The sequence below is a fragment of the Plantibacter elymi (nom. nud.) genome (genome assembly GCF_900177795.1).
Classification (GTDB): domain Bacteria; phylum Actinomycetota; class Actinomycetes; order Actinomycetales; family Microbacteriaceae; genus Plantibacter; species Plantibacter elymi.
Genome location: NZ_FXWJ01000002.1, coordinates 522980 through 548591, shown reverse-complemented (window position 1 = coordinate 548591; position 25612 = coordinate 522980). Strand labels below are relative to the sequence as shown.

The following is a 25612-nucleotide window of genomic DNA, read 5'->3' as shown; positions in this document are numbered from 1 at the left end:
GTACTCAGGACCGTCGGCCCTGTTCGTGCGATAATCGTGGGGTGGTGCCCGAGCCGCGCTCGACCGCACGACACAACAGGCTTGTTGGGCAATGAGAGCCCAGGACCCGCCGGCACGTGCCGGCACGATCGTGAGAGCTCCGAGAGCCAGCGATCACACAGGATTTGCGAACGGCTGCACCCGCGGCCGCACGCACGAGACGAAGAACCGGAGGGTGGCGCGGCCACCGACCCGGCATAGGGGAGTACACCAGGAATGGTGAAAGAGCACACCGAGGATCCGGCCACGCCGGGGACCGAGCACGAACCGACCGACCAGCACCTCACGACGCCCGAGACGGCGGACGAGTCGACCAGCACCGAGACGGACGCCCAGGCGGCCGGGCCCGACGACCAGAAGACTGCGGCCGCACCGGTGCGTCCACCGACCACCATGCTGCTGTTCCAGGCGCCCGACCTGCCGCCGATCGTCCACCGCGACGACGAACCGCTCGAGGCGGAGCTCAGCTCGTCGAGGCGTCGCACGCGTCGTCGTGCCGGCGAGGACGGACCGGAGCAGGGCGAGCGGGGCGGCGACTCGCGCCCCGACACCCGCAACGTGGTCAAGGTCCGCACGCCGCGTGAGCCGGAACTCATCACCGAACCGCAGAAGGTGCGCGGCTCGACGAGGCTCGAGGCCAAGAAGCAGCGTCGCCGTGACGGACGCGACGCCGGTCGTCGTCGTCCGGTCGTCACCGAGGCCGAGTTCCTCGCCCGTCGCGAATCGGTAGACCGTGTCATGGTCGTCCGCTCCAAGAACGGCAAGACGCAGATCGGCGTGCTGGAGGACGGCGTGCTCGTGGAGCACTACGTCGCCCGGAGCCAGGAGGCGTCGCTCATCGGCAACGTCTACCTCGGCCGCGTGCAGAACGTCCTGCCCAGCATGGAGGCGGCGTTCGTCGACATCGGTCGCGGACGCAACGCGGTGCTCTACTCCGGCGAGGTCGACTGGGACTCCGTGGAGACGGGCAACCAGCCCCGCCGGATCGAGCTCGCGCTGAAGGGCGGCGACAAGGTCCTCGTCCAGGTCACGAAGGACCCGGTCGGACACAAGGGCGCGCGCCTGACGAGTCAGGTCTCGCTCCCCGGTCGCTACCTCGTCTACGTGCCGAACGGCTCGATGAACGGCATCTCGCGCAAGCTGCCCGACACGGAGCGCGCCCGCCTGAAGAAGATCCTCAAGGAGGTCCTCCCGGAGAACGTCGGCGTCATCGTCCGCACGGCCGCCGAGGGCGCGACCGAGGAGCAGCTCACGCTCGACGTGACTCGGCTGAAGTCGCAGTGGTCGGAGATCTCCCGTCAGATCGAGACGGTCCAGTCGCCGGCACTGCTGCACAGCGAGCCCGACCTGCTCATCAAGATCATCCGCGACGTCTTCAACGAGGACTTCCACAAGCTCGTCATCCAGGGCTCGGACGCGCTGCAGGACATCCAGAGCTACCTGCGCGGCGTCGCCCCGGACCTGCTCGAGCGTGTCGAGCCGTACGACGGCACGGGCGACTCCTTCGTCGACTACCGCATCGCCGAGCAGATCGAGAAGGCGCTCGACCGCAAGGTCTGGCTGCCGTCCGGCGGATCCCTTGTCATCGACCGCACCGAGGCCATGACGGTCGTCGACGTCAACACGGGAAAGTTCGTCGGTTCCGGCGGCAACCTCGAGGAGACGGTCACCAAGAACAACCTCGAGGCCGCTGAGGAGGTCGTGCGTCAGCTGCGGCTGCGCGACATCGGCGGGATCATCGTCGTCGACTTCATCGACATGGTGCTCGAGTCGAACCGCGACCTCGTGCTGCGCCGCCTCGTGGAGTGCCTCAGCCGCGACCGCACGAAGCACCAGGTCGCCGAGGTCACCTCGCTCGGTCTCGTGCAGATGACGCGCAAGAAGCTCGGCCTCGGCCTGCTCGAGACGTTCAGTGAGCCCTGCGAGGTCTGCGCCGGACGCGGCGTGGTCGTGCACCACGACCCCGTCGTGAAGCACCGCCAGACGCCGCAGCCGGAGCAGCAGCGCCGGCGCGGCAAGGGTGGGTCCCAGGGCGGCCAGCCCTCCTCGAACGGCCAGAGCGCTCAGCAGAAGCCAGCCGGACAGACGCACGGGATCACTGACGACGCGAAGAACGCGCTCGCCCTGATCGCGGCGCGCACGCTCCACCACGAGGAGCTCGCCGCCGCCGAGGCAGTGGCCGACGCCGTCGTGGCCGAGGCGCAGCACACGCAGTCGCAGCACACCGAGGCGCAGGGTTCCGGGGAATCGGTCGCGGACGAGTCCTCGACGTCGCCGGAGGATCAGTCCGGATCGTCCACCGGGTCGCACGACGGTCGGCGGAGCCGGCGCGAGAAGCGTGAGCCGCGCCGTCGTGGCGGTGACGGGTCCCGCCGGGGTGCCTCGGAGGAACGCTCGGTCGAGGCGCCGAGCGAATCCGCGGCACCGGCGCTGGCCTTGCTCGATCTGCCGATCGCACCGGTCGCCGACAAGCCGCGTCGCGCAGCCGTCGCAGACCCCGAGCACCTGCTCGAATCCGTCCTCGACGCGCTCCCCGAGCCGAAGCAGCCGGGCCAGGGCCGCGGCCGCAGCCGCCGGGTGTCGACCGCTTCACTCGCGGGCGGACAGGCCGTCGGTTCGGACGGCGCGCAGCGTCAGGCCGAATAGTCCGGTCGCATCAGGACGGCGCGTCTCCTCGGGAGGCGCGCCGTTCGCGTGCGGTGATGCGCAAGCCGCTGGCGATGAGTCGACGGACGAGTTCGCCGCCGGTCACCGCGACGGCGCCGGCCGCCACGAGCGACGCATGGCGCTCGGCGGGGACGTCATAGTGGTCGAGGTCGAACGATCGCGGCGGGAGCCCGGTGCGTCCGGCGAAGGCGTGCAACTCCTCCAGGGAGCTGTCGCTCACCACGTGGGACCAGAGCGTGCCGTGCGCCGGCCACAGCGGGGGATCGATGAGCACCGTCATGCCTCCATCCAACCATCGAGCCTCCATCGCGATTCCCGTCCGTGGTCGGACGCGCCGGGCACCCGGCCGGCGTTCAGGGGCCCCCGGGGTACACTGGTCGAGTGCGTCCGGTGTGGGAGCCGTGAGGAACAGCCTCGGTCACGAGGTTCTGTGCCCACTGGTTTGACCTGGACTGCACGATGAAGTAAACTCGACCGTTGGTGTGCATTGAGTTTTCAATGCCACGCCCAACGGTTTTCTGCCATCAAGGTGTCCCACGTGTTCGAGCCTTTCCGAGCAGTAACTTCCAGCAACAGTCAGTCGGAGCGTTTCGCTCCCCAAAGAACGGGTACGTAGTGGTTTACGCAGTTGTGCGCGCCGGAGGACGGCAGGAGAAGGTCGAGATCGGAACCATCGTCACGATGGACCGGGTCAAGGCCGACAAGGATGGCAACATCGAGCTTCCCGCGGTGCTCCACGTCGACGGTGAGAAGATCATCTCCGACGCGAAGTCGCTCGCGAAGATCACGGTGACGGCCGAGGTGCTCGAGAACCTCCGCGGTCCGAAGATCATCATCCAGAAGTTCAAGAACAAGACCGGTTACAAGAAGCGTCAGGGGCACCGTCAGGAGCTCACGCGCGTCAAGATCACCGGCATCAAGTAAGGCATCGAGGAGAAGAAGAGATGGCACACAAGAAGGGTGCGAGTTCCACTCGCAACGGTCGTGACTCCAACGCACAGCGTCTCGGTGTGAAGCGCTTCGGCGGCCAGGTCGTCCTCGCGGGCGAGATCCTCGTCCGCCAGCGCGGCACGCACTTCCACCCCGGCGCCAACGTCGGTCGTGGCGGCGACGACACGCTGTTCGCCCTCGAGGCTGGCTCCGTGCAGTTCGGCAACAAGGGCGGCCGCAAGGTCGTCAACATCGTCGCTGCTGCAGAGTAGCAACAACGTCTTTCCAGCAGGGGGCGGGCTTCGGCCCGCCCCCTGCTGTCGTACAACCGAGTTCCATGATCCAGAGAGGGGCTGAGCGTCCATGGTCACATTCGTCGACCGGGTCACACTGCACCTGCGAGCGGGCGGCGGCGGCAACGGCTGCGTCTCCGTGAAGCGCGAGAAGTTCAAGCCGCTGGCCGGCCCCGATGGCGGCAACGGCGGACACGGTGGTGACATCGTGCTCGTGTCCGATCCTCAGATCACGACGCTGCTCGGGTACCACCGGTCACCGCACCGGAGCTCCGACACCGGCGGCTTCGGCATGGGCGACCACCGCAACGGGTTCCAGGGCGAGACGCTCATCCTGCCGGTCCCCGTCGGGACGGTCGTCAAGGACGTCGACGGCGTCGAACTCGTCGACTTCGTCGAGCCCGGCATGGAGTTCGTCGTCGCTCCCGGCGGCCAGGGTGGCCTCGGGAACGCGGCACTCTCCTCGACGAAGCGCAAGGCCCCCGGGTTCGCGCTGCTCGGCACGCCCGGCTGGGAAGGCGACGTCCTCCTCGAGCTGAAGACCGTCGCCGACGTCGCGCTCGTCGGGTACCCCTCCGCCGGCAAGTCCAGCCTCATCGCGGCGATGTCCGCGGCGAAGCCCAAGATCGCGGACTACCCGTTCACCACCCTGCACCCGAACCTCGGCGTCGTCGAGGCCGGCGAGGTCCGCTACACCATGGCGGACGTCCCCGGGCTCATCGAGGGCGCCAGTGAGGGCAAGGGCCTCGGTCTCGAGTTCCTGCGTCACGTCGAGCGCTGCTCCGCGCTCCTGCACGTGCTGGACTGCGCGACGCTCGAACCGGGACGCGACCCGATCAGCGACCTCGACATCATCCTGGCCGAGCTCGCCGCCTACCCGGTGCCGGAGGGGCAGACGCCGCTGGTCGAGCGCCCGCAGCTCATCGCCCTCAACAAGATCGACGTCCCGGAGGCGAGGGAGCTCGCCGAGTTCCTGCGTCCCGACCTCGAGGCGCGCGGCTACAAGGTCTTCGAGATCTCGACGGTCTCACGCGAAGGCCTCCGACAGCTCTCGTTCGCGTTGAGCGAGCTCGTCGAGGAGAGCCGCGCCCGCGCAGCCCTTGAGGCCGCCAAGCCCCGGATCGTGCTGCGTCCGAAGCCGGTCGACGACTCCAAGTTCACCGTCACGGTCGAGGGTGGCACCTACGGCAACCTCTACCGGATCCTCGGCGCGAAGCCGGAACGCTGGGTGCAGCAGACGGACTTCAACAACGAGGAGGCCGTCGGGTTCCTCGCGGACCGCCTGGCGAAGCTCGGCGTCGAAGAGGCGCTCTTCAAGGCCGGTGCCGTCGCCGGCGCGACCGTGATGATCGGTGCGGGTGGCGGTGTGGTCTTCGACTGGGAGCCCACACTCACGAGCACCGCAGAACTGCTGACGCAGCCGCGTGGAACGGACCCGCGCCTCGACGCGAGCCACCGCCCGACGCGCAACCAGCGTCGCGACGAGTACTTCGAGCGCATGGACGCCAAGGCCGAGGCCCGTGCCGAGCTGCTCCGCGAACGTGCGGCCGGTCTCTGGAACGACGACGAGGGCTTCGAGGTCGGCTCCGTGCCGGCCGACGCACAGCAGGACGAGCGTGTCACGACGGAGGACGACGACCGGTGACCATCCACCAGCGCAGTGGCATCCCCTCGGCGCGACGCATCGTCGTGAAGGTCGGGTCCTCCTCGATCAGTGGCGACAACGCCGGGCAGATCACTGCGCTGGTCGAGGCTCTGGCCGAGGCTCACGCCCGAGGCACCGAGGTCATCCTCGTGTCCTCGGGCGCCATCGCGACCGGCATGCCCTACCTCCGGCTCGACGCGCGTCCGAGCGACCTGGCGACGCAGCAGGCGGCCGCCGCCGTCGGGCAGAACGTGCTGATCTACCGGTACCAGGACAGCCTCGACCGGTTCGGCATCGTCGCGGGCCAGGTGCTGCTCACCGCCGGCGACCTCGAGAACCCCAGCCACCGGAGCAACGCCCAGCGGGCGATGGAACGCCTCCTCGGGTTGCGCATCCTGCCGATCGTGAACGAGAACGACACCGTCGCGACGCACGAGATCCGCTTCGGCGACAACGACCGCCTTGCGGCCCTCGTGTCGGTCCTCGTCGCGGCCGACGTCCTCGTCCTCCTGAGCGACGTCGACGCGCTGTACACCCGCCCTCCGCACGAAGCGGGTGCCGAGCGCATCGAGGAGGTCCCGTTCGGAGACACCCTCTCGGGCGTCACCTTCGGCGACATCGGCTCCGCTGGCGTCGGCACCGGGGGAGCGGGCACGAAGGTGTCGGCAGCCCGGTTGGCCGCCGAGGCGGGGACCTCCGTGCTCGTGACGTCGACGACGAACGTCGCGTCCGCCCTCCGCGGTGAGCACCTCGGCACCTGGTTCCAACCGGCGTGACGCGGCGAGCGTCCACCAGACGCCGCTGAGTAGAATCGACGCATGTCGTCGCCAACCACCACCGTGCTGCCACTCGCGGATCGTCTCACTGCTGCGAAGCGTGCCTCCCGGGTCCTCGCCCAGGCGACGACCGCGCAGAAGAACCGCGCCCTCGAGGCCATCGCCGTCGCGATCGTCGAGGGCGCGGATGCGGTCATCGCGGCCAACGAGCGCGACCTCGTCGCGGGACGCGAGCAGGGCATCAGTGTCGGCCTGCAAGACCGTCTCCGCCTCGATCGGGGCCGCATCGACGGGCTCGCGGTGGCGGTCCGCGACGTCATCGCGATCGTCGACCCGGTCGGACAGGTGGTCCGCGGAAGCAACACTCCGGACGGGGTGAAGCTCGAGCAGGTACGCGTCCCGTTCGGTGTGGTCGGTGCGATCTACGAGGCGCGCCCGAACGTCACGGTCGACATCGCCGCCCTCGCGATCAAGAGCGGCAACGCCGTGGTGCTCCGCGGCGGGTCGGCGGCGGCACACTCGAACGCGGTCCTCGTGGGGTTGCTGCGATCGGCACTGGAATCCGTCGGCCTTCCCGGGGATGCGGTGCAGACCGTCGACGAGTTCGGTCGCGACGGTGCGAAGCAGCTCATGAACGCCAGAGGCCTGATCGACGTCCTCATCCCGCGGGGAAGCGCGTCACTCATCGAGACGGTCGTCCGGGAATCGACGGTCCCGGTGATCGAGACCGGCGCCGGCGTCGTCCACGTGTTCCTCGACGAGAGTGCCGAACTCGACTGGGCCGTGGACATCGTCCGCAACGCCAAGGTGCAGCGCCCGTCGGTCTGCAATGCGCTGGAGACGATCCTCGTCCACCGCGCGGCGGCCGCGCGCGTGCTGCCCGCCGTGCTCGGCGACCTGCGCGAGCACGGGGTGCTCATCCACGCGGACGAACGCGCCAGCGAGGTCTTCGCCGACGTCGTGCCAGCCGTGGAGGAGGACTGGTCCACCGAGCACATGTCGCTCGAGCTCTCGGTGCGCGTGGTCGATGACCTCGACGCCGCGCTCGAGCACATCGACCGATACTCCACCGGACACACGGACGCGATCATCACGAACGACGTGGTGAACGCCGACCGGTTCCTCGCCGAGGTCGATTCGGCCGTCGTCATGGTCAACGCCTCGACCCGCTTCACCGACGGCGCCGAGTTCGGATTCGGCGCCGAGGTCGGCATCTCGACGCAGAAGCTCCACGCCCGCGGACCGATGGGACTGCCGGAACTCACGAGTACGAAGTGGCTCGTGCGTGGTTCGGGCCACACCCGTCGGTAGTCGCTAGACTGGTACGGGCGTCACGAGGCGTCGCACAGAAGGAGAGATCATGTCGATTGCCGCGTCCGTATTGGCTGCCACCGTCCTGGCCGAGTCGGAGCACGCCGTCGAACTCGCCGCACCGACCTGGGTGTTCGGCGCGGTCGCCCTCGTGCTGTTCGCCATCCTCGGCGCCGTGACCTTCAGCTACCGCGACGTCGCCAACCGCCATGCCGACAAGGGCGAGTCGGCCTCCGCTCACGGCGAGCACGGCCACTAGGCTGTCCGGCGTGAGCGCGCCCGTCACCGAGACGACGACCCGTCGTCCTCGGATCGGGGTCATGGGCGGGACGTTCGACCCTATCCACCACGGGCACCTCGTCGCCGCCTCGGAGGTCGCGCAGCACTTCGATCTCGATGAGGTCGTCTTCGTCCCGACCGGCATGCCGTACCGGAAGTCGGGCGTGAGCGACAGCGAGCACCGGTACCTCATGACCGTGATCGCCACTGCAGCGAACCCCCGCTTCACCGTCAGCCGGGTCGACATCGACCGAGCCGGACCGACGTACACGATCGACACGCTGCGCGATCTGCGCCGCAAGCGTCCCGATGCCGAGCTGTTCTTCATCACGGGTGCCGATGCGATCGCCCAGATCCTCAGTTGGAAAGACGTCAGAGAGGTCTGGGACCTCGCCCACTTCGTCGCTGTGAGTAGACCGGGACACGATTTGAACGTTTCCGGATTACCACAGCACGACGTAAGCTTGTTGGAAGTTCCGGCCCTAGCGATATCGTCGACGGATTGCCGGAGCCGGGTGAGCAAAGGCTTTCCGGTCTGGTATCTGGTTCCCGACGGTGTCGTGCAGTACATCACCAAGCACCACCTGTATCGGAGTGAAGCCACATGACCGCGTTGCCAGAGGATGCGCCCCTGACCAGGCGACAGGCTCGAGCGAGCCAGCAGCCGTCGACGTCCGCTGACGAAGCGACGACGGACGCTGCTGCGCCACGGAAACGACGCGCCTCGACATCCGATCCCGTCGCCGGGGGAGCGATCCCCGAGCAGACCACGTCGCGCGATGAGAGCGCTCCGACACCTGCGTCCACGTCACCCGCGCCGTCGTCGAGCGCTCCGGCATCCGGGGCACCTGCTCCGGCACCGACCGGTGGACTCACGCGCCGTCAGTTGCGAGAACTCGAGCGCACCGGCTCGATCGAGCAGGTGGGCTCCCCGGCAGCGCCGGTCGCTCCTCCGGTCGAGCAGCCGGTCCCCTCGGTAGCCCTGCCGCCGCGGACGCCCGATCAGGTGGTCGCTCCGCCTCAGAAGCAGAACAAGGCGGCCCGTCAGCAGGCCGCAAAGCTCGCGCAGCAGGAAGCGGACGCCAAGGCTGCCGCTGCAGCTGAGCAGGAGCGCCGCGAAGCCGAGGCCAGCAAGCAGGCCGAGCAGCGCCAGGCCGCCGAGCGCAAGGCGGAAGAACAGCAGGCCGCAGAACGCCAGGCCGCCGAACGCAAGGCGGCTGAACGCAAGGCCGCTGAGCGGGCCGCCGCCGACGAGCGCGCAGCCAAGGCCCGGTCCGCCGAGGCGCCGACGCCTCCCGTGACTCCCGCCGCTGCGGCGCCGGTGGCCACCGGTTCGCTTTTCGACGTCTCGGACCGCGACGACATCTCCGAGGACCCTGCATCGACCCTGTCGAAGGGGTTCGGGCGCGACTCCATGCTCGTGGCGGCACTCGAAGCCGAGAAGGCTTCGCAGGCCGACAAGGAGGTCGCGTTCGAGGACCTCCTCGGAAGCGGCATGACGAGCACGGGGCAGATCACCACGAGCTCGCTCATCATCCCCGTCGCTCCGGCGCAGGCTGAGGCGGGCGCCACGTCCAACTCCACGGGCGAGATCCTCATCACCGGAACCATCGATCTGCCCCGCGGACTGGGTTCTGCCGGTCAAGACCCGAACCACTTCGACGGTGCAGGGATCGACCGACTCATCGAGGGCGACGAGCTGCCGGCCTCGGTCACTGCAGCGTCCCCGGTCGCTGCCAGCCGCGCGGTCAGTAGCCACGGTTCCACCCGCGACGTCGTCCCGGCCACCACCAATCAGAGCAACAAGCTGCTGATGACGCTCGCGATCGCCGCCGCGGTGCTCGCCGCCGGCGTGATCGCGGTGCTCATCATCGGTTTCTTCGGCGGAGCGTTCTAGCCCTGCCGGCATTCATCCGATCGCGCACCATGCGATCGCCAGAGGAGTACACCACATGACCCTGTCCGACACCACACTGGACGCCGTCCAGCTCGCAGCGACCGCAGCCGAGTCCAAGGGCGGCGAGGATCTCGTCGCACTCGACGTCTCCGGTCCGTTGCCGTTCGTCGACGCCTTCCTCCTCGTCACCGGTCGGAGTGAGCGCAACGTCGTCGCCATCGCCGGCGAGGTCGAGGACCGCCTGAACGCGAGCGGCGTGAAGACGCTGCGACGCGAAGGCAAGTCCGAGGGGCGGTGGATCCTGCTCGACTTCGGCGAGGTCGTCGTCCACGTCTTCCACGAGGAGGAGCGGATGTACTATTCGCTGGAGCGTCTGTGGAAGGACTGCCCGGTGATTCCGCTGGTCTCGTCCGCACCGCAGCCCGCGAACTGACCATCCCGTCGGTGCCGAGCACCGAAAGTGGTCACAACTGCTCTCAAGATGTAGTAACCTATTCAAGTTGCTTCCGCTGAAACAGCAGGGGCAAGCAAGTTGAATACGGGTCTGTGGCGCAGCTGGTAGCGCACCTGCATGGCATGCAGGGGGTCAGGGGTTCGAGTCCCCTCAGATCCACCCGAACATCGAGAAGTCCCCGTCAGCCGAACAGCTGACGGGGACTTCTGCGTTGTTACGACTCTGTGTTGGGCGAGACCCTGAGGTCAGTTCACCTCGTTGGGGTGGCTGCCGACGCGCTTGCCCGAGTCGAGGGCGTCCATGGACGCGATCTCGTCGGCGGTCAGCTCGAAGCCGAAGACGTCGAAGTTCTGCGCGATGCGCTCGCGCGAGTTCGACTTCGGGAAGACGATGAGCCCGTTCTGCAGGTGCCACCGGATGACGACCTGCGCCGGCGTGACGCCGTGCGCCTCGGCTGCAGCGGAGACGGCCTGCTCGCCGAAGAGGTCGTACTTGCCCTGACCGAGCGGGCCCCAGGACTCGATGTGGATGCCGTGCTCCGCACCGAAGGCGCGCAGCTCACGCTGGGCGAACGCCGGGTGGAGTTCGATCTGGTTGACCGCAGGGACCGTCTCGGAACCGGCGATCAGCTTCTCCAGGTGCTCGACCTGGTGGTTCGACACGCCGATCGAACGCGCCTTGCCGGCCGCCTTGATCTCCTCGAGGGCGAGCCACGCTTCGAGGTAGTCGTCCTTGGCCGGGGTCGGCCAGTGGGTCAGGTACAGGTCGACGTGGTCGAGCCCGAGCTTGTCGAGGCTCTCGTCGATGGCGCTGTGCGCGGACGCCTTCTGGTGGCGATCGTTCCAGAGCTTCGTGGTGATGAAGAGTTCGTCGCGGGGGATGCCCGACTTCGCGATGGCGGCGCCGACGCCCTCCTCGTTCTTGTAGATGGCCGCGGTGTCGATGTGGCGGTAGCCGACCTCGAGCGCGTCCGAGACGATGCGCTCGGCCTCCTGCGGGTCGACGAGGAAGACGCCGAAGCCGAGCTGAGGGATGGTGTGGCCGTCGTTCAGGGTGATGGTGGGAACTGTCATGTCCTCATGCTGGCACCGGAACCGTCCGTCCGGAACGGGTCTTCGCCCTGCGCGTAACCGGTCGACACGCATGGGAATACCAGCGGCGACATGACGCTTGTGTTTCGAGAGGGCAGGCGTCTGCCCGCACGACGGCCGAGGCCTGAGAAGGATGACACCGCTATGACGACTGAAACCGTGCCGAATCCGACCGGTTCCGTCCCGACGACCGGGAAGCCCTCGGACGACCGCCTTCCACCCGGGTCCAAGCTCCTGATCGGGCTACTCCTCGTGTCGGCGTTCGTCGTCATCCTCAACGAGACGATCATGAGTGTCGCCCTGCCGCGGCTCATGGAGGACCTCGACATCACGGCGAGTTCCGCGCAGTGGCTGACCACCGGCTTCATGCTCACCATGGCCGTCGTGATCCCCGCGACCGGGTTCCTCCTGGAGCGGTTCTCCCTCCGGACGATGTTCATCACCGCGATGGTGCTGTTCAGCCTCGGTACGCTCATCGCCGCGCTGTCCCCGGGGTTCGGCACCCTCCTGCTCGGTCGTGTCGTCCAGGCCAGCGGTACCGCCATCATGATGCCGCTGCTCATGACGACCGTGCTCAACGTCGTGCCGGTCTCGGCGCGCGGCCGGACGATGGGTGCGATCTCGATCGTCATCTCGGTCGCCCCGGCCGTCGGGCCGACCGTCTCCGGGCTCATCCTCAGCGTGCTCGACTGGCGCTGGATGTTCTGGATCGTCCTCCCCATCGCCGTCGCCTCGCTGGTCCTCGGCGCCGTCCTCGTGCGGAACGTGACGGAGCCACGTCGGGTCCGCTTCGACGTGCTGTCGCTCGTCCTCTCCGCATTCGCGTTCGGTGGACTCATCTTCGGTCTGAGCAGCATCGGCGAGTCCGCCGAGGGACACGCGCTCATGCCCGTCTGGATCCCACTCACGGTCGGTGTCCTCGCCTTGCTGGGGTTCGTCCTCCGGCAGCGCGCCCTCGCGCGCGACGACCGGGCGTTCATGGACCTGCGCACCTTCGCGAACCGCTCGTTCACCGTTTCGATCATCCTCGTCGCGATCGTCATGATGGCGCTGTTCGGCTCGCTGATCATCCTGCCCATCTACCTGCAGAACGTCCTCCAGGTCGACACGCTGACCACCGGCCTCATGCTGCTGCCCGGCGGCTTGACGATGGCTGCCCTCGCGCCGCTGGTCGGGTCGCTGTTCGACCGGTTCGGTCCGCGTCCACTCGTGATCCCCGGTGCGTTCGCGGTGAGCGCCGCGCTCTGGCTGCTGACGATGCTGGGCGTCGACAGCGCCATCGTGATGATCATCGCCGTGCACGTGCTGCTGAGCGCCGGTCTCGCGTTCATGTTCACGCCGCTGCTGACCTCAGCGCTCGGTTCGCTGCGGCCCGAGCTCTACCCGCACGGCAGCGCCATCGTCGGCACGGTCCAGCAACTGGCCGGAGCAGCTGGGACGGCGTTGTTCATCACCATGATGTCGACCACGGCGGCGGCTCGTGCGGTGGTCGGTAGCTCCGCGGTCGACGCGACGGCAGCCGGCGTGCAGGCGGCCTTCATGTGCGGCGCCGTGCTCTCGCTGCTCGCGATCGGTGCGTCGTTCCTCATCCGGCGAACGGACCAGGCTTCGGCAGGCGTGCACGTCGGCCACTGAGACGCACGACCTCCGACGGCGTCAGCGCAGCCAGCGCATCGTGTAGGCGTCGGCGAGGATCGGCATCGCGGGGCCGTTGAGTGCAGTCCGCAGCGCGAGGTCCCGCACCCCGACGAGCGGGCCCGGCAACGGACGCCCCAGGCGCATGTTGAGCTCCGCCTGCCATGAGGCCCGACGGATCGCGCGCTGTTGACGGGAGACGGCCGCGGCCACGTCCCGCCGTGTCGAGCGGTGCCCGCTGGTCATGCCGACGATCAGTGGCGCGAAGACCCGTGCATCGGACCAGCCCAGGTTCATGCCCTGGCCGCCGATCGGGCTGATCTCGTGGGCGGCGTCGCCCAGATAGACGACCCGACCGTCGACCACGCGCCTCCGTCGTCGACGAAGCACGCCGAACGCGCTGAGCATGGTGTTCGTCGCCGGATCCACGTCGTCGCCGGTGCGGGCGGCGACGAGGGACGCGAGGTCGGACGCGGTGGGGTCCGGGCGGGCCGCGTCCTGATCGTTTGAATACCCGGTGTGAACGACGTACCGTCGCATGCCGTGGGGGAGCGGGAAGGACTCGACCACGCCTCGGTGGTGCAGGTGCACCCTGGCGATGGAACCGGCCCCACTCCGATCCGCGACGTCGCCCATGAGGTACCGGTCCCGATATCGGTGCACGGGCCCCGGAGCCTGCATCCCGGCGACGGTGGCGCGTCCTCCTGCTGCGACGACCACGACGGCTGCGCGGGTACTCACCGTTCCATCGGCGTCACCGCCGGACACGAGGACCCCGTCCTCTGCCGGGGTCAACCGCGTACAGCTCGTCCCCGTCCGGAGCGATCCCGGCGCGACGGCTTCGAGTCGAGCACGGAGGATCCGTTCGGTCCGCCATTGCTCGAGCGCGGCGACATACGGGTGTGGGACGGGCCGATCGCTGAACACGACCGACCCGAGGCGTCGTCCCGCGTTCCAGGCTTCGCCCTGGTCGATCCGGACCGCGTCGCGGCGGATCTCGTCGAGGACGCCGAGCTCCTCGAACAGGTCGAGCGACGGCGGGTGGATCCCGATCGCCCGGGTGCCGGAGGGGGAGTCCGACCGTCGCTCCCAGACGGTCACGTCGACGCCGGCCTGAGCGAGGAGGATCGCCGTCACGAGACCGACCGGTCCGCCCCCGATGACGAGCACCTCGGTCATCGGGGGCCCTCCGCTGCCGACGGGACGCCCTGTGACAGCAGGAGTCGCATGGGGAACCGGCGCTCGACGATCCAGTCGTTCGGCACGACGCGCTGCAGCTCCTCCTGGCGATAGCTGCGACGGATCGAACGGAGGCCGTCGACGTGGAGGAAGGAGCGCCGTCGCCCTGCACGGGTGGCGAGACCGTAGACCGCGTACGCGAGCCGGTTGCGCTCGAGGTCGCTGTGCAGGACGAGTCGTCGGGCGATCCGCGAACTGTCGGTGAGCAAGCCCGACAGTCCCGCGGGATCGAGGTGGTGGAGCACGTGGTTGGACAGGACGATGTCGGCCGCCTCGCCTGCGGCGACGAGGTCGCTGCTGTGCGCCGGGCGGAAGGCGACGGGGCCATCGGGGTATCGGCGACGGGCGAAGGCCACGGACCGCTCGTCGGGATCGATCCCCACCACCTGCACGGGGAGATGGTCGGCCTGCGCCCAATCAGCGATGGCCACGGCGACATCGCCACCACCGAAGCCGATGTCGAGGATCGTCGTGGTCCGGGAGGGGTCGAGGAGTGGACGGATGCGCGACCGGTACAGGCCACGCCAGCCCGAGACGAGCCGGTTCACCGTCGCGAACCTGGCGTAGGTCGCGTCCAGCAGCGCGGGATCGCAGTCGGGATCGTCCATCAGTTCGAGGAGATCCGTCGCACGGCGGCCGAGGTCGGGCAGCATCAGGGTCGGCCGGCCCGGAGCCGGAGCAGCGCGCTCTCGATCGTCAGTCCCGGACCGAAGGCGAGGGCGCACACCCGTTCCTCGGCGTCGGCCGACGCATCGTCGAGGAGGCGCTGCAGGATGAAGAGCACGGTCGCGCTCGACATGTTGCCGTACTCGCGCAGCACCGTCCGTGACGGAGCCAGCAGTTCGTCGTCGAGTCCGAATCCGCGCTGGACCCGGTCGAGGATGCTCCGGCCACCGGGATGGATCGCCCAGCGGTCGATCGATGAGACCGGGGCGTCGTCGGCTGCGGCGAGGAGTGGGCGGAGGGCGATCTCGAGGTGCTCGCCGATCAGCTTGGGCACCGCGCCGCTCAGCACCATCTCGAACCCGTGATCGCCGATCGTCCAGGCCATCTCCGTCTCGCCGTCCGGCACGAGCGCGGTGGACCAGCCGTCGAACTCGAGCACGGGCGCGGAGGAACCGGTGTCCCGACCGGTCACGACGGCAGCCGCGGCACCGTCGGCGAACACGGATGAACCGAGGATCACATCGGGGTCGTCGGAGGAACGGAGATGGATGGAGCAGAGCTCGATGCAGACCACGAGGACGACGGCGTCGGGGTCGGCTGTGCAGAACGCCTCTGCGGCGCGAAGGGCGGGGAACGCGGCGAAACACCCCTGGAAGCCCAGGTGGTAGCGCTCCGTGCCCGGGTCGAGCCCGAGGTCGCGCACGAGGAGGTATTCCGGGCCGGGCGCGAAGAACCCGGTGCAGGAGGCGGTCACGACGTGGGTGACGTCCGCCGCCGTCAGACCGGGGGCTGCGTCCAATGCCCGCCGTGCGGCCTCCAGGAGCAGCGGAGGAGCATGCTCGATGTAGGCGTCGTTCCGCACGCCGGTGGGCGGGGAGAGCACCTGCCGCTGCGCCGCGTCGTAGAAGGCGGCCGTGGTCGTCTCGACCTCGTGGTCGAAGGCGTCGATGACGGTGTGCCTGGTGTCGATTGCGGACGCGTCGAAGGCGGCACCGATGAGACGCTGGGCGAGCCGGGTCCGCCCGGGTTGGTCGCGGAACACATCCCTGATCTCGTCTTGATGAAGGATGGTCTGAGGAACGGCCACGCCGATCGCCCTCACGGAGACGGTCATGCTGCAGTGTACCGCCGTGGCCCGGGTGTCACCCTAAGCTGAGGCGGTGTTCTCCATGGTCCGTCGTCTGTTCGCGTCCTCGCATCCCGGGCCGACCGTCGCGGTGACCGTGCTCGCCGTCGTGCTCGGATCGGCCGTCGGGCTGCCACCCCTCCGAACGGCCCTGCTCGCCGTGGTGGTGTTCGTCGGGCAACTCTCCATCGGCTGGTCCAACGACTGGCTCGACGCCAGACGCGATCGTCGCTCGGGACGGCAGGACAAACCGGTCGCACGCGGCGACCTCAGCGTCTCGGCAGTCCGGGCGGCGGCACTCCTGGCCGGTGCGGCGAGCATTCCGCTCTCGGCATCCCTCGGCTGGGCGTCGGCGGCCGCGCACCTGCTCTTCCTCGTCTGCGGATGGGCCTACAACCTGGGTCTCAAGGCGACGGCCTGGTCGGTCGTCCCGTTCATCGTGGGGTTCGGCGCACTGCCCGCCGTGGTCACCTTCGCTGCCGTCCCTCCGGTCGTGCCGGCCGCGTGGACGCTCGCCGTCGGTGGACTGTTCGGTGTGGCGATCCACTTCACGAACGCCCTGCCCGATCTTGAGGACGACCTGCGGACCGGCATCCGCGGTCTGCCGCACCGGCTCGGCGCGCGGACCGCCGGTCGGACGGCCTTCGTCGCCCTCGGCGTCTCAGGTGTGGTCGCCGTCCTCGGACAGAGCGGGATCTTCGTCGGCAAGCCGACCGCACCGCCGATCGTCGGGGTGCTGGGCGCCGTCGGTGTCCTCGCGCTCGTCGTGTGGGGGCTCGTGCTCGTCGGAACCCGAACGCCGGACCGTCTGCTGTTCCGACTGATCATCGGAGCCGCCCTGCTCGTCACCGTGGTGCTGGCGGTGGCCGGGACGAATCTCGGCGCGGCCCAGGTCGGTTGAGACGGGGCGTCAGTACCAGTTGGTCGCTTCCGAGTGCGCCCACGCGCCGCAAGGGGAGCCGTATCGGCTGTCGATGTAGTTCAGGCCCCAGTTGATCTGCGTCGCCGCATTGGTGCGCCAGTCGTCGCCGGAGCTGGCCATCTTGCTCCCGGGCAGGGACTGCGGGATGCCGTAGGCGCCGCTGGACTCGTTGTAGGCGTTGACGCGCCAACTCGACTCCCGGGTCCACAGCTGCAGCAGGCACTGGAATTCTCCGCTGCCCCAGCCGTAGGCACCGATCGCGGACTGTGCGTACGCCTTCGCCCCGGCCGGGTCGGCCGCGAGGTCCGGCGGAGGAGCGCTCGTGGAGCCCTCGCCACCGGTCGCCTCGTTGCGTCGCTGCTCCTCCGCGGCGATAGCCTCCTGGCTCTGCGCATAGGCCTGTTCGACCGCCGCGGTGGTGTTCTTGAGGACGGCGAGCTGCTGGTACAGCCGGTCGCGGTTGGCCTGCTGTTCGGCGACCGCCGCGTCGGCGGCGTCGCTCGCGGACTGCGCTGTCTCGTAGCTGGCGTCCGCCGCCTCCGAGAGTCGCTGACGTTCGGTCTCGGCCGCCGTCGCCTGCTCGGCGAGCGCGGTCGCCGTGTTGCTCGCGGCGGTCGCGGACGCGAGGTCTTGAGCCGAGGTCTCGCTCAGCTTGCTGATCGCGCTGAGTTTGGAGAGGAGGTCGTCGTCGGCCGCCCCGGACAGGACCAGGGAGAGCGTCGGGTCGACGCCGCCGGTGCGGGTCATCTGCGCGATGACCGCTCCGGCCTGACGCTTGCTCGACGCTGCTGCCGACGCTGCGGCGGTCGCCTGCGCACTGATCGTGTCGGCGACGGCGGCCTGCGCGTCGAACGCCGCCTTGGCCTCACCTGCCGCCGCACCCTGGCGGACGGCTTCGTCACCGAGCCTGGCGGATTCGTCGCGCAGTCCGTCGAGGAGGGAGACGATCCGGTCGGCTTCCGCCTGAGCGGTCGATTCGTTCGCCTTGGCAGCCTGGACGTCGTCCCAGCTCGGGTAGTCGGCGGTCCGGAACGAGGTGGGGGTCACGGCGACCGCCGGGCTCGCGACCGACACCGCGATGACGAGCGCGGCTCCGAGGGCGGCGGCTCGCGAGACGCCCCTCGAGCGGGGCGAGAGGGCTGTCAGCGGCTTGCGCATGCGTCCATCCTGGCTGTCACCCACGCAAGTGTAGCCGCCGATGTCACATTCGTCACTCCTGCCACACCGGGGCGACGCCCAGCCTGCGTGGAAGATCCGAGCCTAGAGTGGGCCGGTGCAGCTGGGACGACGAGGGTTTCTGGCGGTCGGTGCCTCGATGGCGGCGGGTGCCGTCCTCGGCTTGTCCGGGTGCACGGAGCCCGGATCCCCGAAGCCGCCGATTCGTCCCACGAGCACGACTCCGGCTGTCGCCGACCAGCGTGCGGCCGCCGAACTCGCCAGGATGACCCTCGAGCAGCGGATCGCATCGATGCTGATGCTCCATGTCCCTGGTACCGACCCGGGCACGCTCCGCGCGTTCGTCGAGCGGTATCGACCGGGCGGGTTCATCATCATGGGCGACAACGTCCCGGGCCTCGCGGGGCTGCCCGCGGTGACGAGCGCTCTCAGCCCCGACCCGACCTTGCCCCTGCTCATCGGCATCGACCAGGAGGGTGGCGATTTCCGGCGCATCGACGAGGATGCCTTCGCCGCAGCCGACACCTTGAAGTCGCAACCGCCCGCTGCGAGCGAGGACGCGTTCCGCGGGCGAGCCGCCATGCTCGCGGGTGCCGGCTGCTCCGTGAACTTCGGGATCGTCGCGGACGAGACGGCCGACCCTGCCTCCTTCATCTACGATCGTGCCCTCGGGACGACACCGGACGCGTCGGCGGACCGCGTCGCAGCAGCCGTCCGTGGTGAGCGGGGTGCGGTGCTCAGCACCTTGAAGCACTTCCCCGGCCATGGACAGGCGCCGGGGGACTCCCACTCGACGGTCCCGACCACGGCCATCGGTGCCGCGGACTGGGCTGCGACGGACGCCCTGCCGTTCGTCGCCGGTATCGACGCCGGTGCCGAGGTCGTCATGTTCGGCCATCTCGTCTACTCGGCGGTCGACGCCGCACCGGCGACGCTGTCGGCGGCCTGGCACGAGCGACTCCGGAGTGACCTCGGCTTCACCGGCATCACGATCACCGACGACATGCTCATGCTGCAGCACACGGGCCTGGCGGAGTACCAGAACCCCTCGGAGAACGCGATCCGCGCCGTGGCCGCCGGCAACACGATGCTGCTCTACGTCCTCGGTGCGGACCCGTCGTCGACCGGTGTCGACCCGGCCGTGCTCGTGGCCGACATCGCCGCCGCGGTCCGATCCGGGAGGGTTCCGGAGTCGAGGATCGCCGATGCTGCGCACCGTCTGCTGCGCACCCGGCTCGGCCTGCCGTCGCTCCGGCCGATGTCGCGCTGATGTCGGTGCGGAGAATTTCTCGGGGATGCGGGAATAGCTCCCAGGTCCGTGCGTTTGAATAGAACGTGGCGCGAGCGCGCCGCACATCGACGCAAGGAGTACCGCATGACCGACACCCTGACGATTCCCGGCTACAAGGTTGGCACCTGGGAGGTCGACGCCACGCACAGCGAGGTCGGCTTCAGCATCCGCCACATCATGGTCTCGAAGGTCAAGGGCAAGTTCGAGCGCTTCAACGCGACGTTCGTCACGCCGGAGAACCCCCTCGAGACGAAGATCACCGCGTCCGCCGAGGTCGCATCGATCAACACGAACCAGGCCGACCGCGACGGTCACCTCCGCACCGGCGACTTCTTCGACGCCGAGACCTACCCGACGATCGACTTCGTCTCGACCGGCGCCCGCGCCAAGGGCGACGACTTCCTCGTCGACGGCGACCTCACGATCAAGGGCGTGACCAAGCCCGTCACCTTCACCGTCGAGTTCGGCGGCTTCGCGACCGACCCGTACGGCAACTACAAGTTCGGCGCCACGGCGACCACCAAGATCAACCGCGAGGACTTCGGCCTCACCTACAACGCGGCGCTCGAGACCGGCGGCGTGCTGCTCGGCAACGACGTCACGATCACCATCGAACTGCAGGCCGCGCACCAGGCGTAGTCCCAGGACGTCGAAGGGCCGGTGGAGCAGCGCTCCACCGGCCCTTCGTGTATCCGGCCGGCTCAGGTCGGCTCGCCGACGATCTCGTCGCGCACGCGACGGAGGTCCTCCATGAGCGATCCGATGAGGATCCAGTGCTGGGGGTGCGGGCGGGCGATCACGAGGGGAGCGGTCAGCGCCGGGATCTCCGCGGTCTCGGTCGGCGGCTCGTCGGACGCGGCACGATCGTTCGCCAGCAGCCTGAGGTCGTGGGCCGCCCGTGCGAGCTCGACGGCGATGTCCGCCACCGTCGGCTCCTCGTGCAGGGTCGGGTCGTCGTGGTCGTGCACCGAACGCGCCATGCCGAGGGTCCTCGTGACCACGGGCTCCAGTCGACGCAGCAGCATGCGCTGACGATCGAGCTCGTCACGGTGCCTCGATCGACGAGGGTTGAGCAGCAGGCTGTCATCGCCCTCCTTCACCGCGGCGATCGCCCGGTCTCGCAGCGGCTTCAGCGCCCGGGCCTCCTGGAGCAGCGCCACGAGCTCCGCGTCCGAGTTCGCACGCGTGAGTGACGTGGCGAGATGGTCCAGGGTGTCGGCGCACGCGAGCGCGAGGGTGGTCACCGCCGCCTTCGCAGGAGCGAGGAGGACCGGTGCGACGAGGACGACGTTGACGAGGAGTCCGATGCCCGCACCGAGCACGGTCTCGACGATCCGCGCGACCGCGTAGTCCGGGGTCGTAGCGCCGATCGACAGCACCAGCATCGCGCTGATCGGGATCTGGTTGGCGGATCCGGGCCCGAGGCGGAGGACCCATCCGAGCAGGATGGAGATCACGATGGCCAGGAGCACGATCCAGGCGGAGTGTCCGAAGACGATCCCGATGGCTGTCGCGAGGATGACGCCGGTGATGACCCCGAGGCTGCGCTCGAGCGCCTTCCCGAACGACTGGTTGACGCTCGGTTGCACCACGAGGATCGCCGCGATGGCCGCGAAGACCGGGAGCTGGCCCGGGATGATCGTGATCGCGACGATCCAGGACGCGACTGCGGCCAGCGCCGTCTTCAGCACCTGGAGCAGGGGCAGCCGCGATCTGATGCGCAGGACGGGGACGACGGACATCGGTACCGTCAGAGCTTGTCGTGGAGCTGGTCGAGCAGTTCTGCGCCGTTCCCCGCGTAGACCCAGGGGGCACCCTCGTGCTGGGCGCCGACCTTCGAGCGCCCACCGGCGAGGACCGCCTCACCGGGGGAGAGCTGACGGATCGCCACGGCGGCGACACGGTCGGGGTGGCGTTCCTCGAAGCTCCGGTAGAGGGCTTCGTCGTGCTGTCCGTCGTCGCCGACGAGCAGCCATCGCAGACGCGGGAAGTCCTCGGCGAACCGGTCGAGGTTGTTGCGCTTGTGCTCGCGACCGCTGCGGAAGAACCGGTCGTGCGTCGGGCCCCAGTCGGTGAGGAGCAGGGCGCCGGCGGGGTAGAGGTTGCGTGAGAGGAACCGGGTGAGCGTCGGCGCGACGTTCCAGGCGCCGGTGGAGAGGTAGATGATCGGCGAACCGGGGTGCTCGCGCGCCGTGCGCTCGAGGAAGACCGCCATGCCGGGCACCGGTGTCCTGGCGTGCTCGTCGAGGACGAAGGTGTTCCAGGCCGCGACGAGTGGGCGGGGGAGCGCCGTCACCATCACCGTGTCGTCGATGTCGGACACGATGCCGAACTCGATGTCGTCGGCGACGATGAAGACCGGCGCTTCGACCGGGTCGCTGCCCTCGGAGCTCAGTCGGAGGGTGTGCCAGCCGGGTGTGAGTGACACCTGGACCACCGCGTCGACCACTCCGCCTCGGTCGCCCGTGACCGTGTGACGCTGCCCGTCGACCTCCACCTCGACCGTCGGGTCGGCGATGCTCAGCGCGAAGAAGCTCTTCCAGCCCCGTACCTTCTGCTGCGGTTGGACGGCGGTCTTGCCGGGTTCCGCCAGGACGACCCTGGCCAGGACACGGATCCACGACGTCGATCCGTAGCCGGTGAAGGGGATGATCGCCGCTTCACGTCCGTGCCGCCTCGCACGACGCTGGCGGCGCAGCTGGACGGCGTCCTCCATCCGTGCGGCGAAGTGCCGGATCTGCTCGGCGGCGTCGGAGGAGGCCGTTGGACGATCGTCGGATGCCTTCACCCGTTCAGTCTGTCATGCCGGTGCGTCCGGCCCGCCGTCTCGCGGCGATGACGGTGGTCTGCTACTCGGGCGGCGAGGCGTCGTCGGGTGGTGTCGCGTCCTCCTGGGCGAGCATGTGTCGCTCCTCGCTCCGCTGGAGGAGTCGCTTCACGACGAGGACCGCGACGGCGAAGACGACGATGATGCCGACGAAGACGTAGCCCGCCCAATGGAGGCGGTCCGACAGCTCGCGATAGCTGCCCGCGGCCAGTGCTCCGACGGAGACGTAGGCCGAGGACCAGATGACACAGGCGGGCAGTGTCCAGGAGATGAAGCGTCGGTAGCTCATCGTGCTCATCCCGACCGTGAGGGGGATCAGCGAGTGCAGGACCGGGAGGAACCGCGAGATGAAGACGGCGATGCCACCCCGCCGGTCGAGGTAGCGCTCGGCACGGGCCCAGTGCCGCTCGCCGATGCGGCGGCCGAGTCTGCTGGCACGGATACGGGGGCCGAACCAGCGGCCGAGCGCGAACCCGACGGATTCGCCGATGAGCGCGCCGGTGATGACGACGAGGATCATCGAGATCCACTGGACGGGTCCGACGACGGCGGTGCTGGCGACGATGACGACGGTGTCGCCAGGGACGACGAGGCCGACGAGGACCGACGTCTCGAGCATGATGCCGACGCCGGCGAGGATCGTGCGCGTCACGGGGTCGACGCTCTGCACCAGGTCGAGCAGCCAGCCGAGCACGTCGTTCACGGCTCAGAGCCTACTGCCGCGGGTATGGGAGCGGCTCGGAAACCCCTGTTAGGACACCCTTGGATGTGTGGTCTGACCACAGACGTGAAGTCCTGTACCATTGGTCTCGACGACATGGATCGAAGCCACGGGGATGACCACCCCGATCGGGCCGCACCTGCGCCGCCTTCCCTGGATGCCGCGAAAAATGGAGTGATCATCGTGAACGATCTTCTCGACCCGTTACTGCTGTCCCGATGGCAGTTCGGGCTCACCACCGTCTACCACTTCATCTTCGTGCCGCTCACCATCGGCATGGCGGTGACGGTCGCCGGGTTCCAGACCGCCTGGGTCCGGACCGGGAAGCTGCACTACCTGCAGCTCACCCGATTCTTCGGGAAGATCTTCCTCATCAACTTCGCCATGGGCGTCGTGACGGGCATCGTCCAGGAGTTCCAGTTCGGCATGAACTGGTCCACCTACTCCAGGTTCGTCGGCGACGTCTTCGGCGCACCGCTGGCACTCGAGGGCCTGCTCGCGTTCTTCCTCGAGGCGACGTTCATCGGACTCTGGATCTTCGGCTGGGACAAGCTGTCACCGAAGCTCCACCTCGCCACCATCTGGATCGTGGCACTCGGCACCGTGCTGTCGGCCTACTTCATCATCGCGGCGAACGCCTTCATGCAGAACCCGGTCGCCTTCCGGATCAACGAGGAGCGCGGCCGCGCCGAGCTCACGAACATCTGGGAGCTGCTGACCAACAAGGTCGCCCTGGCCGCCTTCCCGCACACGATCTTCGCGTGCTTCATGGTCTCCGCAGCCGTCATCATCACCGCTGCCGCCTGGCACCTCGCCCGGGGCCAGCACGTCGAGGCGATGCGCCCGGCGCTCAAGGTCGGCGCGTGGAGCATGCTCCTGGCGGGCGGTGCCACCATGCTCGCCGGTGACCAGCTGAGCCTCGCCATGGTCGAGACCCAGCCGATGAAGATGGCCGCCGCGGAAGCGATGTACAACACGGCGAGCGGTGCCGACGCCTCCTTCTCGATCTTCACCCTCGGCACACCCGACGGCGTCCACGAGCTCTTCTCGATCCGCATCCCGTACCTCCTGTCGTTCCTCTCGACCCACACCTTCGATGGCACGGTGGAGGGCATCAACGACCTGCAGGCGCAGTACACGCAGCTCTACGGTCCGGGCGACTACTCGCCCGTCATCTGGGTCACCTATTGGGCGTTCCGTTGGATGATCGGCCTCGGCCTCGCGTCGATGCTCGTCGCGGCCGCCGGCCTCTGGTTCACCCGCAAGGGCCGCGAGCCGAAGCGGTGGATGTGGCGCGTCGCGGTCTGGGCCGTCCCGATGCCGTTCCTCGCCATGACCATGGGCTGGGTCTTCACCGAGATGGGCCGACAGCCGTGGATCGTCTTCAGTCTGTTGAAGACGGAGGACGCGGTCTCGCCGAACACCACCGGCCTCGACGTCCTGATCTCGTTGATCGCCTTCACCGTCGTCTACGGATCGCTGCTCGTCGTCGAGTTCGGACTCCTGAAGAAGACGATCAAGGCCGGCCCCGACCCGATCGAGCTGTCCGAACCCGACGAGGACGGCGTGCAGAAGCCCGCCGCCCCCGCCACCACGGTCTACTAGGAGCGCATCATGGACCTCACGATTCTCTGGTTCTGGATCATCGCCGCACTGTTCGTCGGCTACTTCGTCCTCGACGGCTTCGATTTCGGCGTCGGCATGACGATCCCGTTCCTCGGGAAGGACGAGACCGACCGCCGGATGCTCATCAACACCATCGGGCCGGTCTGGGACCTCAACGAGACCTGGCTGATCGTCGCCGGTGCGAGCCTCTTCGCCGCCTTCCCCGAGTGGTACGCGACCCTGTTCAGCGGCTTCTACCTCCCGCTGCTGTTCATCTTGCTGGCACTCATCATCAGAGGGGTGTCGTTCGAATACCGGCACCAGCGGCCGGAAGCCTCCTGGAAACGGCGCTTCGACCTCATGATCATCGTGGGCTCGGCCCTGCCGGCCTTCCTCTGGGGTGTCGCCTTCGCGAACATCGTGCAGGGCGTCCCGCTCGATGCCGACCACAACTTCACCGGCACGCTCTTCACCCTGCTCAACCCGTACGGCATCCTCGGCGGTCTCACGACGCTCGTGCTCTTCTTCGCCCACGGAGCCGTGTTCGCCTCGCTGAAGACCGAGGGCGACATCCGCGAGCGCGCCCGCCGCCTCGCGAGCCGCGCCGGGCTCGTCGCCATCCTGCTCGCCGCGTCGTTCCTCGGGTGGACCGTCCTGGCGCACTTCTCGCTCCCGGTGTTGATCCTCGCGGCCATCGCCGCGGTCTCGCTCATCAGCGCCTGGTTCGCGAACAGCCGTGGGCTGGAAGGCCGTGCGTTCGCGCTCATGGCCGTGACCGTCGCGGCGGCCGTGCTCACCCTGTTCACCGCGCTCTTCCCAGCGGTGATGCCGGCGAGCAACGACCCGGCGAACAGCCTGACGATCGCGAACGCCTCCTCGACGGAGTACACCCTCACGGTGATGTCGTGGACCGCCCTGATCTTCCTGCCGCTGATCCTCGCCTACCAGGGGTGGACGTACTGGGTGTTCCGCAAGCGCATCACGCGGAAGCACATCGAAGCCGCCGCGCACTAACCTGTCAT

At 68.7% G+C, this 25612-nt stretch carries 25 protein-coding genes and 1 tRNA gene; 17 read left to right on the top strand and 9 right to left on the bottom strand.

From position 1 onward, the window contains the following. Positions 1-258: 258 nt before the first annotated feature. Positions 259-2685 (top strand): Rne/Rng family ribonuclease, encoded by a 2427-nt coding sequence (locus tag CCK91_RS07440; RefSeq protein ID WP_242664441.1) that lies wholly within the window; start codon positions 259-261, stop codon positions 2683-2685. Positions 2686-2695: 10 nt separating this feature from the next. Here the strand turns inward: CCK91_RS07440 and CCK91_RS07435 are convergent, their stop codons facing one another. Further along, positions 2696-2986: a DUF4031 domain-containing protein gene (locus CCK91_RS07435; RefSeq protein WP_064295598.1), complete on the bottom strand. Its 291-nt coding sequence runs from the start codon at positions 2984-2986 to the stop codon at positions 2696-2698. A 335-nt stretch (positions 2987-3321) separates the two neighbouring features. Between CCK91_RS07435 and rplU the strand changes: the two genes are divergently transcribed. The 10 genes from rplU (at position 3322) to CCK91_RS07385 (ending at position 10450) form a co-directional block, all read left to right on the top strand. Next, a complete protein-coding gene (gene rplU, locus CCK91_RS07430; protein WP_079002324.1) occupies positions 3322-3630 on the top strand; it encodes a 50S ribosomal protein L21 in 309 nt (102 codons plus the stop codon). Positions 3631-3650: 20 nt separating this feature from the next. After that, entirely contained in the window at positions 3651-3908 is a 258-nt protein-coding gene (gene rpmA / locus CCK91_RS07425) for a 50S ribosomal protein L27 (RefSeq protein ID WP_056006626.1), read from the top strand. A 91-nt stretch (positions 3909-3999) separates the two neighbouring features. Continuing rightward, positions 4000-5574 carry a GTPase ObgE gene (gene obgE, locus CCK91_RS07420; RefSeq protein WP_086473503.1) on the top strand — a complete coding sequence of 525 codons (1575 nt, stop codon included), beginning with the start codon at positions 4000-4002 and terminating at the stop codon, positions 5572-5574. Next, a complete protein-coding gene (gene proB, locus CCK91_RS07415) occupies positions 5571-6350 on the top strand; it encodes a glutamate 5-kinase (protein ID WP_079002325.1) in 780 nt (259 codons plus the stop codon). Before obgE ends, proB begins: the two co-directional genes overlap by 4 nt. Before the next feature lie 42 nt (positions 6351-6392). Then, the gene (locus CCK91_RS07410) at positions 6393-7661 is read left to right on the top strand and encodes a glutamate-5-semialdehyde dehydrogenase (protein ID WP_086473502.1); all 1269 of its coding nucleotides are present in this window, start codon (positions 6393-6395) and stop codon (positions 7659-7661) included. A 49-nt stretch (positions 7662-7710) separates the two neighbouring features. Continuing rightward, a complete protein-coding gene (locus CCK91_RS07405) occupies positions 7711-7920 on the top strand; it encodes a hypothetical protein (RefSeq protein ID WP_085510696.1) in 210 nt (69 codons plus the stop codon). Beyond that, positions 7871-8548, top strand: a complete 678-nt coding sequence (gene nadD / locus CCK91_RS07400) for a nicotinate-nucleotide adenylyltransferase (protein ID WP_085510697.1) — start codon at positions 7871-7873, stop codon at positions 8546-8548. Before CCK91_RS07405 ends, nadD begins: the two co-directional genes overlap by 50 nt. Then, positions 8545-9837, top strand: a complete 1293-nt coding sequence (locus CCK91_RS07395; protein WP_133059955.1) for a hypothetical protein — start codon at positions 8545-8547, stop codon at positions 9835-9837. Before nadD ends, CCK91_RS07395 begins: the two co-directional genes overlap by 4 nt. Before the next feature lie 55 nt (positions 9838-9892). Next, positions 9893-10270 (top strand): ribosome silencing factor, encoded by a 378-nt coding sequence (rsfS, locus tag CCK91_RS07390; RefSeq protein WP_079002329.1) that lies wholly within the window; start codon positions 9893-9895, stop codon positions 10268-10270. A 107-nt stretch (positions 10271-10377) separates the two neighbouring features. Then, positions 10378-10450: transfer RNA gene (locus CCK91_RS07385), tRNA-Ala, on the top strand. Positions 10451-10536: 86 nt separating this feature from the next. Here CCK91_RS07385 and CCK91_RS07380 read toward each other — a convergent pair. Beyond that, positions 10537-11364: an aldo/keto reductase gene (locus tag CCK91_RS07380; RefSeq protein WP_086473500.1), complete on the bottom strand. Its 828-nt coding sequence runs from the start codon at positions 11362-11364 to the stop codon at positions 10537-10539. A 162-nt stretch (positions 11365-11526) separates the two neighbouring features. Between CCK91_RS07380 and CCK91_RS07375 the strand changes: the two genes are divergently transcribed. After that, entirely contained in the window at positions 11527-13017 is a 1491-nt protein-coding gene (locus tag CCK91_RS07375; RefSeq protein WP_086473499.1) for a DHA2 family efflux MFS transporter permease subunit, read from the top strand. A gap of 21 nt (positions 13018-13038) precedes the next feature. Here the strand turns inward: CCK91_RS07375 and CCK91_RS07370 are convergent, their stop codons facing one another. The 3 genes from CCK91_RS07370 to CCK91_RS07360 are packed head-to-tail and all read right to left on the bottom strand — an operon-like array spanning position 13039 to position 16036. Next, a complete protein-coding gene (locus CCK91_RS07370) occupies positions 13039-14196 on the bottom strand; it encodes an FAD-dependent oxidoreductase (RefSeq protein WP_086473498.1) in 1158 nt (385 codons plus the stop codon). Further along, positions 14193-14909 carry a class I SAM-dependent methyltransferase gene (locus CCK91_RS07365; protein ID WP_086473497.1) on the bottom strand — a complete coding sequence of 239 codons (717 nt, stop codon included), beginning with the start codon at positions 14907-14909 and terminating at the stop codon, positions 14193-14195. Before CCK91_RS07365 ends, CCK91_RS07370 begins: the two co-directional genes overlap by 4 nt. After that, positions 14909-16036 carry a type III polyketide synthase gene (locus tag CCK91_RS07360; protein WP_086473496.1) on the bottom strand — a complete coding sequence of 376 codons (1128 nt, stop codon included), beginning with the start codon at positions 16034-16036 and terminating at the stop codon, positions 14909-14911. The genes CCK91_RS07365 and CCK91_RS07360 overlap by 1 nt, the downstream gene beginning before the upstream one ends. A gap of 55 nt (positions 16037-16091) precedes the next feature. On the opposite strand from CCK91_RS07360, the gene CCK91_RS07355 reads away from it, so the two are divergent. Then, complete coding sequence (locus tag CCK91_RS07355; RefSeq protein ID WP_086473495.1) at positions 16092-16949, top strand: UbiA family prenyltransferase; 858 nt, start codon at positions 16092-16094, stop codon at positions 16947-16949. Between the two features lie 9 nt (positions 16950-16958). Here CCK91_RS07355 and CCK91_RS07350 read toward each other — a convergent pair whose 3' ends face one another. Beyond that, on the bottom strand, positions 16959-18128 hold the full coding sequence (locus CCK91_RS07350; RefSeq protein ID WP_086473494.1) for a lytic transglycosylase domain-containing protein: 1170 nt from the start codon (positions 18126-18128) through the stop codon (positions 16959-16961). A 115-nt stretch (positions 18129-18243) separates the two neighbouring features. On the opposite strand from CCK91_RS07350, the gene CCK91_RS07345 reads away from it, so the two are divergent. Together CCK91_RS07345 and CCK91_RS07340 are read left to right on the top strand one after the other, a co-directional pair. Further along, positions 18244-19416 carry a glycoside hydrolase family 3 N-terminal domain-containing protein gene (locus tag CCK91_RS07345; RefSeq protein ID WP_133059954.1) on the top strand — a complete coding sequence of 391 codons (1173 nt, stop codon included), beginning with the start codon at positions 18244-18246 and terminating at the stop codon, positions 19414-19416. 105 nt (positions 19417-19521) lie between these two features. Next, a complete protein-coding gene (locus CCK91_RS07340) occupies positions 19522-20076 on the top strand; it encodes a YceI family protein (RefSeq protein WP_079705738.1) in 555 nt (184 codons plus the stop codon). Positions 20077-20138: 62 nt separating this feature from the next. Here CCK91_RS07340 and CCK91_RS07335 read toward each other — a convergent pair whose 3' ends face one another. From CCK91_RS07335 to CCK91_RS07325, 3 genes are all read right to left on the bottom strand, one after another. Next, positions 20139-21179 (bottom strand): FUSC family protein, encoded by a 1041-nt coding sequence (locus CCK91_RS07335; RefSeq protein ID WP_086473492.1) that lies wholly within the window; start codon positions 21177-21179, stop codon positions 20139-20141. Positions 21180-21187: 8 nt separating this feature from the next. Then, positions 21188-22153, bottom strand: coding sequence for an App1 family protein (locus tag CCK91_RS07330; protein ID WP_086473808.1), 966 nt, complete (start codon positions 22151-22153; stop codon positions 21188-21190). Positions 22154-22286: 133 nt separating this feature from the next. Beyond that, complete coding sequence (locus tag CCK91_RS07325; RefSeq protein ID WP_086473491.1) at positions 22287-22967, bottom strand: DedA family protein; 681 nt, start codon at positions 22965-22967, stop codon at positions 22287-22289. 201 nt (positions 22968-23168) lie between these two features. Here CCK91_RS07325 and CCK91_RS07320 point away from each other — a divergent pair, with 201 nt between their 5' ends. Together CCK91_RS07320 and cydB are read left to right on the top strand one after the other, a co-directional pair. Then, the gene (locus CCK91_RS07320) at positions 23169-24590 is read left to right on the top strand and encodes a cytochrome ubiquinol oxidase subunit I (RefSeq protein WP_079003899.1); all 1422 of its coding nucleotides are present in this window, start codon (positions 23169-23171) and stop codon (positions 24588-24590) included. Positions 24591-24599: 9 nt separating this feature from the next. After that, positions 24600-25604, top strand: coding sequence for a cytochrome d ubiquinol oxidase subunit II (cydB, locus tag CCK91_RS07315; RefSeq protein ID WP_064295578.1), 1005 nt, complete (start codon positions 24600-24602; stop codon positions 25602-25604). Positions 25605-25612 lie beyond the last annotated feature (8 nt).